The 8,799-nt window shown below is 45.4% G+C and carries 7 protein-coding genes; 5 read left to right on the top strand and 2 right to left on the bottom strand.

Annotation, left to right across the window (positions count from 1 at the left end; all coding sequences use genetic code 11):
* From OI18_RS21540 to OI18_RS21520, 5 genes are all read left to right on the top strand, one after another.
* On the top strand, positions 1–2,795 hold a 2,795-nt coding region (locus OI18_RS21540; RefSeq protein ID WP_152616916.1), incomplete at its 5' end, for a T9SS type B sorting domain-containing protein.
* 10 nt (positions 2,796–2,805) lie between these two features.
* The gene (locus OI18_RS21535) at positions 2,806–3,828 is read left to right on the top strand and encodes a PorP/SprF family type IX secretion system membrane protein (RefSeq protein WP_072039060.1); all 1,023 of its coding nucleotides are present in this window, start codon (positions 2,806–2,808) and stop codon (positions 3,826–3,828) included.
* A 52-nt stretch (positions 3,829–3,880) separates the two neighbouring features.
* Complete coding sequence (locus OI18_RS21530; RefSeq protein ID WP_039143911.1) at positions 3,881–5,404, top strand: sulfatase family protein; 1,524 nt, start codon at positions 3,881–3,883, stop codon at positions 5,402–5,404.
* A gap of 85 nt (positions 5,405–5,489) precedes the next feature.
* The gene (locus tag OI18_RS21525; RefSeq protein ID WP_039143910.1) at positions 5,490–6,392 is read left to right on the top strand and encodes a hypothetical protein; all 903 of its coding nucleotides are present in this window, start codon (positions 5,490–5,492) and stop codon (positions 6,390–6,392) included.
* A 23-nt stretch (positions 6,393–6,415) separates the two neighbouring features.
* Positions 6,416–7,306, top strand: coding sequence for a hypothetical protein (locus OI18_RS21520; RefSeq protein ID WP_039143909.1), 891 nt, complete (start codon positions 6,416–6,418; stop codon positions 7,304–7,306).
* Between the two features lie 9 nt (positions 7,307–7,315).
* Here the strand turns inward: OI18_RS21520 and OI18_RS21515 are convergent, their stop codons facing one another.
* Both OI18_RS21515 and OI18_RS21510 read right to left on the bottom strand, forming a co-directional pair.
* The gene (locus tag OI18_RS21515) at positions 7,316–8,023 is read right to left on the bottom strand and encodes a hypothetical protein (RefSeq protein ID WP_052273470.1); all 708 of its coding nucleotides are present in this window, start codon (positions 8,021–8,023) and stop codon (positions 7,316–7,318) included.
* Positions 8,024–8,070: 47 nt separating this feature from the next.
* Positions 8,071–8,658, bottom strand: a complete 588-nt coding sequence (locus tag OI18_RS21510) for a PhnA domain-containing protein (RefSeq protein ID WP_039143907.1) — start codon at positions 8,656–8,658, stop codon at positions 8,071–8,073.
* Positions 8,659–8,799 lie beyond the last annotated feature (141 nt).

Here is an 8,799-nt window from a genome sequence, read left to right as displayed (position 1 = left end):
CAGCGGGTTGCGATTCCATTGCAACGTTGAACCTGGTGGTTAACGAGATCTTGACCAGCACTGCCAATGTCACCATCTGTACCAGCCAGTTACCCTATAGCTGGAATAGTGAGATATATACAACTGCAGGAACCTATACAGTTCCCCTGGTTAGTGCAGCGGGTTGCGACTCTATTGCTACGTTGAACCTGGTGGTTAACGAGACCTTGACCAGCACTACAGACGTAGTGATCTGTGCGAGCCAGTTGCCATACAGCTGGAATGGAGAGACCTATACCACTGCCGGTACTTATGAAAGGACTTTTGTGAGTGCAGCGGGTTGTGATTCTATTGCTACCCTGAACCTGGTGGTAAATGAAACCCTGACCAGCATTACCAATGCCACCATCTGTGCGAGCCAGTTGCCCTATAGCTGGAATGGCGAGACCTATACCACTGCCGGTACTTATGAAAGGACATTTGTTAGTGCAGCCGGTTGCGATTCTATTGCTACCCTGAACCTGGTGGTAAATGAAACCCTGACCAGTACTACCAATGCCACCATCTGTACCAGCCAGTTGCCGTACAGCTGGAACAGAAATACTTATTCTGAAGCAGGAACATATGAAGTTAAATTGACCAGCACGGCAGGTTGTGATTCAATCGCCACACTTATCCTGACGGTTAACACCGTACTGACCAGCACAACTAACCTGACGTTCTGCTCCAACCAACTGCCCTTTAACTGGAACGGTACTAGCATTTCCGAGGCTGGCACTTATCAGGTAAAACTGACTAGTTCAGCAGGTTGCGATTCCATTGTAACCCTGATCCTGGGAGTGTATCCGGAATTTATACCATCTGTTGTTGTGTCCGACGCCTCCTGCATTGCCGCGTCTGGATCCGTAGTTGTTACATCTCCGGCACAAGGAAACGGAATCAGGTATAGCATTGATGGTATTAACTTCCAGGACGAGAACATTTTCAGGGGACTGATCCCAGGTGACTACATAGTCACTGTAGTAAACGCAAATGGATGTAACGCCACCAAGTCTGTAACTGTCGGCCAGCAAAACACTACTATTACAATTAATCAAAAAGTAGTTGATGCTGTTTGCACAACTTCAAATGGCACGATCGACCTCATCGTTAATGGAAACGGTACATCGCCATATCAATATAAGTGGAGCGGTCCAGGTGGCTTCACTGCAACCACCGAAGACCTAAGCAATCTGGAGGCTGGCGACTATGCAGTAACCGTTACTGACGCTAATGGCTGTACCGCCTTGGCCAAAATAACAGTCGGTCACCTTATCACGACAACGACTCTCAATTACAGGGCGCAGGATGTGTCATGTACAAGCAATGGTTCAATTGATCTAATAGTTAATGGTAACGGTTCAGCGCCTTATGAATATAGGTGGACTGGGCCAGCCGGCTTCAATGCGACCACGGAAGATCTTAATAATATTCCTGCTGGAACATACTCTGTCGTAGTAACTGATGCTAATGGATGTACTGCACTCGGTTCATTTACTATATCTCAGTCTCAGGACAACGTATCACTCATCACTCACCCGGTAACTACCTGTACTGTCGCAGACCTTACTACTTCTGCTGTTACATTAGGCAGTGAACCGGGACTTCAATACTCATATTGGACCAACGAAGCGGCTACAGTTCCGTTAAGCAATCCGAACTTCATTACTTCAGCCGGAACATATTATATTAAAGCCACTAATGCGGCTGGTTGTTCTTCCATTCAACCAGTGGTGGTGTCTATTGTTGCTTCGCCGGCATTGCAAATCTCTAACCCACCTGCGGTATGCTCTCCAGGTACTGTTGATCTGACAAATCCTTCGGTTACTTCAGGCAGTGATGCAGGTCTGACCTTCACCTATTGGACAAATCAATCTGCAACTAATCCTTTAAATAATCCACAGTCCATCGGCACCGCCGGAACATATTACATCAAAGCGACAACAGTTGACGGATGCTTTAATATCAAACCGGTTAATGTGTCATTCCTTACGTCAGCATCAACATTTGTTGTTACCAATCCTGCGCAGGTGTGCGCACCGGCTACGATCGACCTCACATCTCCGGCAATCACTGCCGGCAGTGATCCGGGATTGACTTATACTTATTGGGCTGACGCAGCAAACACAATTCCGCTGCAGAACCCTGCTGCAATTTCTGAAAGCGGCACGTATTATATCAAAGCGTCATCACAGAGCGGTTGTTCATTTACTAAATCGGTAAAAGTTGATATTACAGTAATTAAGGAAGTGCAGGCTATACGGTATCCAACAGTATTTGCCGAAGCAAATGTGCCATTGCAGCTCACTGCCAGAGACCTGGGCAACAACATGACTTATCAGTGGATGCCTCCAGTTGGTTTAAATACACCATCCAGCAGAACGCCCATATTCAGGTACAATCAGGCAACAGAATATCGCATCCGGATCACAACAGGCGGAGGATGCCAGATTGTCGATACCCTGATGGTTAGAATCAGGCAAACACCAACAGAATGTAAATCTGACCTTTTTGTACCTAAGGCATGGTCACCGAATGCGGATGGACATAACGACAGGCTGTACCCATTAACAGTATGTATTAAGGAATTGAAGTACTTCAGGGTATTCAACAGGTGGGGTAAACTGTTATTTGAAACAAATGTAATCGGCTCGGGCTGGGACGGCATCTTCAATGGACAACCGCAAATTATGGATGCTTATACATGGACCGTTGAGGCAGTTGGCATGGACGGAAGTATTATTAAACGCAGTGGTAACTCAGTTTTACTACGATAAAATTTGGTTTATGTGCATATTGAAAAAGTTGATGACGGCTATCTTCCTACTGCTTGCAGCGAATAAAATGCAGGCGCAGGATCCAAGTTTTTCGCAATTCTTTTCATCACCATTGAACGTTAACCCTGCATTAACGGCAAACATCAATGCAGATTGGCGCGCAATATCAAACCTTAGGGATCAATGGATTGGTCCCGCAAGTCCATATATGACCGGAACTATTTCCTTTGACACCAAGATCCTTCAGAACAGGGATCAGTTTAGTGAGGAAGGCAATTACCTGGGACTGGGCGCTATGATGATGTACGATAATGCCATGAGTGGTGTTGTAAAAAGCACATATGCATCACTGAATCTTTCCTACAATGTGAAACTGCTTGAAATTGAGGATGCCCAGCATAGGCTGGGACTCGGCTTTGGCGCCATTTACGGGAGGCGGTATGTTGATTTCAGCCGGATTGATTTTGAAGAACAGTTTACAGGATCAGGTTTCAATACCAACCTGCCTACAGGGGAGGTCGCCCTTTCCAATATGAAGCCATATATCTCCGTCAGCGCCGGGTGCTTGTATAATTTCAGCAATGAAAAAAGCAATTTCGATATCGGAGTTTCCGTCTTTCACCTGAACAAGCCAAGGCAAACATTCCTTGAGGATGACAATCAAAGGTTGCCTATGCGGAAAGTTGCCCATGCCAATTTTGAAAGATTCCTGAACGAGCGGGTAATACTCAACACCAACGCAATTTATCAGTTTCAGCAGGAGGCACAGTATTTTTCCGTCGGTGGTGCATTGGGTTATATCCTTGATGAAGACAACCACACCATTTTTAATGCCGGGATCTGGTATTGGTCGGAGAATGCGATAATTCCATATATAGGGTTTGTTTATAATGACTTCCAGCTCGGATTCAGCTACGATGCCACCATCTCAAAACTCAACCAGGCGGCCCGGAAGCCTCAAACATGTGAACTTTCCCTGATCATACGTGGAAAAAGAAGACCATCAGGGTTTATTCCATGTCCATGGAAATAAATCATTTTCGCGATCAGCCATTCTTTTTTTATTATTGGGTATTGTCTCAATTATGAAAACTGGTTACTTACTTGTTGCTGCCTTTTTCATTTCTTTTCTCTCAATTGCCCAGAAAAAGCCCAATATCCTGATTATTGTTTCGGATGACCATGCTTACCAGTCCATCAGCGCGTATGGGAGCAAGCTCATGAAAACACCTGCAATCGACCGGCTCGCAGCGGAAGGAGTGAAGTTCGATCGAGCTTATGTTACCAATTCCATCTGCGGCCCCAGCAGGGCAGTTATCCTTACAGGCAAGTATAGTCATGTCAATGGTTTCAGGGACAATGTTACTCCTCAGTTCGAAGGAAGGCAGCAGACGTTTCCAAAACTGTTGCAACAGAACGGTTACGAGACTGCCTGGGTAGGAAAATGGCATCTTGGCACAAAACCAACGGGATTTAACTTCTGGCAAATCCTGGTAGGGCAGGGGCACTATTACAATCCCGACTTCCTCAATATGGACAGCACAGTCATTCGTGTGGAAGGCTATGCTGCCAATGTTATCCAGAATACAGCAGAGCAATGGTTGGACAACAGGGACACTTCAAAACCGTTCTGCCTGATGATCGGGCACAATGCCGTACATCGTACCTGGTTTCCGGATACAACTGACCTGGGAGCTTTTGATAAAGAAAACTTTCATCTTCCCGCCAATTTCAACGATACTTATTCAGGGAGGGAAGCTGCACGCGTACAGGATATGTCGATCGAAAAATCAATGCGGCTTGATTACGACCTGAAGATGTATGACGACCCGGGGAAAATGGATAAGAGCCCGATGATCAATCGTATGAACCCTTCCCAGCGCAAAAAATTTGAGTCCTACTATAATAATGTCTACCAGGATTTCAAATCACGCAACCTGACAGGCGAGGAACTGGCCAGGTGGAAATACGAGCGTTATATGCGTGATTACCTGGCGACTGCAAAAGGGCTTGACCGGAATATTGGCAAAATGCTGGATTATCTCGATAAGCATAACCTCGCTCAAAATACAATTGTAATATACTTGTCTGACCAGGGCTTTTATCTTGGCGAGCATGGGTGGTTTGATAAACGTTTCATGTATGAAGAATCTTTCCGGACGCCAATGCTGATGCGTTATCCAGGAAAAGTCAGGCCGGGATCGGTAAACAATGACCTCGTGTTGAACCTCGATATTGCCCCGACTGTTCTGGAGGCTGCAGGAATTGCCAGGCCGGCAGACTTACAGGGCCAGTCTTTTCTTTCGCTTATCACGTCTGAGAAACAATCTTCTGCAAAAAGCCGGAATGCTATCTTCTATCATTATTATGAAAACGGTGAACATGCGGTATCCCCTCATTTTGGGATCCGGACAAACAGGTACAAGCTGATCCGCTTCTACAACCGGGTGAATGGCTGGGAATTATACGACCTTGACCAGGATCCGCATGAGATGAACAACCTCTATGGGAAGAAAGAATATTCAAAAGTTACCTTCCGGCTCAAACAGGACCTTCGAAAATTAATTCGGCAATACAACGACAGCGAAGCTGAAGCGTTGATGGATTGAGCAGGACGGGAGGGGGATTTTCCCGTTGTTTAAATCTCATAGAATGCCGATTTTGCGCATATCCCTCACATTTCAATGCGCAAATATGCCAACCCTGACTATACGCAACCGGGTATTTCCCGGAGGGGAAGAAATTCCTGGCGGAATGGTGATCCAGGATATAACTGGTAATTATTCTCTGCATGCCTGGCCAACCATTTCGATTGAATCTTCACCCGGTGTATTTATGCTGTACCATTTTTTTATGTGGAACACAAACGGGGAAACAATGGCACAATCCATTTACAGGAATATAAATATGACTGAGGATAAATTTGCCAATGCCTGGTATTTTTCCCTTGCCGAATTCCAGCCGCCACCATCAACAATTCAGACATATGTGTATCATGTGGATACGGACCAGGTTTATCCAGATCTTACCTGTATTGAAGATACTGCACCGGACTCCGCATGGGCAGGCGGACAATCAACGGTAGCCTCTACGGCAATAGACTACCTGGATTCTGAAGCCATCTGGGTTCATGCGAAGCAACTGGAAATTCCATTTGTGAATAGTCATTTTGTGATACCATGGCGACTTGCATTTGGGACAGTTGGCGACGGGTATCAATTTTCCCAGGGTCAATTTGTCTGCAATATGGCCATTGCTGTTTACAAGGATAATGCGATGGATCCCAACCCGAATATTGCATCCGGAATGGACCTGGATGAATTCTATCTTAAGGCAAGGAAGATCAAATCAATTATAAAGAGTTTATCCTTACCAGGTCACCAGGACTGGAATGCGTTTCTGCAAGCTATCAAGGAAATGGAAATCATAAAAAGAAAAGAGCGGGATGAACTTTCGGATTTTCTGGCTGATGCCGATGAAAAAAATAAAGCGGAGTTGAATAAAATGCAGGCTAAGGTTGGAAGGAGTATAAAGCGGCTCGAATCAGCTTCGGTATTGCTAAGGAAAGCAATCGACACATTGGAAGACAAAATGTAGCATTCACATCTAATCAAACGTATATGCCCAGCTTTACACAACGTAACCGGGTTTTTCCAACCGGTGAGGAACTTCCGGGAGGATTTTACCTGGACAATATTGATCCCGGGTATTCTTTCATCCCCAAAATGACAGTAACTGCTGAATCTTCCCCCGGCGAATACAAGTTATACAATAAATTTTTTAAAAATATAATTGGAGTGTACCCTTCCACTTTTAACGATTTTCCTACTGTCCTCCAGGAATTCCACCTTAACCATGTTATTGCAACTGTCTGGTATGTTGACCCGCTGACATTCAAACCGCCGCAGTCCCAGACTCAGATTTTTGTCTTCGATACCAATATTGACGAAGTCGTAGCGGGTTCACCTATAGAGTCCGTTACCCCTGCCGGTGCCTGGCCAGGTGATGGGTCCGTCATTATAGATACTTCTGCCGGCGATGTTGAAATTATAGCCCGGATTAATGTCGAGGAATTGCCGGGGTCTGAGTTCCTTAGATGGAGAACCTACAAGAGCGGAGATTACGGCCCTCTCCCGGATGAAACGCTGGTGACCATACCTCAGTATATGAGTGATCTTGTGGTGGCCGCTTACACCAGTAAAAACATCTTCAAGCCAAATTTTAATGTCGGAAGGTTTATCGAACAACTGAATAAATTCAAAGACCTGATTGACCAGGTTGTCGATCCTGCACCGGAAGAATGGGTTCGTCTGAAAGAAATGCTTGGAGTTGACGATGGAACATATGCAAACAACGAGGACCTGCTCGATGCCATAAGGAATACAGACCTTAAAGATGCCGATGCACTGCGTGTAAAACTGGCCGAGGTTGAATCGAGAAGAGCCCGACTATTGGCTGCTGACAAACTGATCGCAGAAACTTTAGCTAAGCTTGATAATAGAAAACGATGAACAACAGACTCATTCAATTTCAACCAGTACAATCTCCTCGTTTTCCTGCTGGTTCAACTCCTTAACCAGACCGACGCCTGGCGCATAAAACTTGAATTCCACTATGCCTGGCTCAAGATCAGTCCAGTTCTTCGTCTGGAGACAATTGTCAAATGACCCAAACGGAATTGTCACGTTAAGGCCTGTTGCGATTACTGCGGCTTCATCTTCGGCTTCACCAGGATAATATTCTTCCCGGTATTGCAGGCCTACATAAGGGTGCGCAGGCATTATGATCCCAGGCTGTGCACCATCTATACCTGCTTCCCACGAGCCATCGTGGTTAACCAATACGCCTTCTTCATAGTTATCTACTGCTTCCCCGAAGTACCAGACATTTCCATCGTTATCCTGTGCATACCAATCCCAGGCTTCTTCGACCAGTTCATCATCAACAAAGGCTTTGAAATTCACAATAATGCAGGTGATGCCCATTATGACCTTTGTTTCAGCCAGCCTTTGTTCTACTACCTTTTCTGATCCTTCCGCCGTTTCGCCTTCATAAGTATACTTTTTTCCTGGCGGGGCCGGGAAATATGGGTTGGTAATAACCGTGCCAGAAGAAAATTCATCTGGAGATATGTCCGGTTTATATGTGCCGCCGGGTTTGTAGTGATCTTTCCTGCAACCTGTAAGCAAAACGAATGCTGAAATGCACAACATCAATACCTTTTTCATATCCTTGTTTTAGAATACAGATATTGCTTCTTAAGAATTTGGTTGGGTCAGGCGCCCTGCTTTCTTACATATTTCGTGAGGATAACAATCGTCTGTCCCTCTATCTTACCTTCGATCTGTTCTGTATTGTTTTCAACCAGGCGGATATTCTTTACCACTGTTCCCAGTTTGGCTGTTAGTGTTGATCCTTTCACATCAAGAGACTTTACCAATACAACGGTATCGCCGTTCTGTAACACGTTGCCATTTGAATCCTTATGCAGGTCAACTTCACCTTCATGAACATGATCACCTTCAGCTTTTGCCCATTCAAGTGTTTCGTCGTCGAGGTACATCATATCGAGTGCTTCCATAGCCCAGCTTTCGTGCCGCAACCTGTTCAGCATCCGCCATGAGGCAACCTGCACCGCAGGTACTTCACTCCACATCGATCGGGGCAGGCAGTCTGCCCAATGCTTTTTGTCGAGTGACTCTTTCTTTTGAAGTTGTGCAAGGCATTTGTTGCAAACTAAAATCGCTATTTCCTCTTTGGTGGCCGAATCCGGCCCAACCTCGTAAATGCTAATTGCTTCAGTCGATTCGCACAGTTCACATTTCCCCTGTGCCCTTTGTTCAAGACGTGCTTTCAGATTCATATCCTTGTTTTCTGCGCGCGAAGGTAAGATTCTCAATTAAATGCTCAATAACGGACAGGATAGTATCAAAACCGGACAGTTGGTATTTTTATACATTCGTCAAGGATTTGATTTACAGCAAGTTATATTTCAGGCATAGTA

Source organism: Flavihumibacter solisilvae (assembly GCF_000814475.1).
Taxonomy (GTDB): domain Bacteria; phylum Bacteroidota; class Bacteroidia; order Chitinophagales; family Chitinophagaceae; genus Flavihumibacter; species Flavihumibacter solisilvae.
The sequence above is the reverse complement of the archived record's forward strand: the minus strand, read 5'-3'. Positions and strand labels throughout refer to the sequence as shown.

Coding starts and splice junctions, on each gene's coding strand:
- OI18_RS21530 (WP_039143911.1), top strand. CDS start 3,881: ATGAAAACTGGTTACTTACTTGTTGCTGCCTTTTTCATTTCTTTTCTC.
- OI18_RS21535 (WP_072039060.1), top strand. CDS start 2,806: ATGTGCATATTGAAAAAGTTGATGACGGCTATCTTCCTACTGCTTGCA.
- OI18_RS21525 (WP_039143910.1), top strand. CDS start 5,490: ATGCCAACCCTGACTATACGCAACCGGGTATTTCCCGGAGGGGAAGAA.
- OI18_RS21510 (WP_039143907.1), bottom strand. CDS start 8,658: ATGAATCTGAAAGCACGTCTTGAACAAAGGGCACAGGGGAAATGTGAA.
- OI18_RS21515 (WP_052273470.1), bottom strand. CDS start 8,023: ATGAAAAAGGTATTGATGTTGTGCATTTCAGCATTCGTTTTGCTTACA.
- OI18_RS21520 (WP_039143909.1), top strand. CDS start 6,416: ATGCCCAGCTTTACACAACGTAACCGGGTTTTTCCAACCGGTGAGGAA.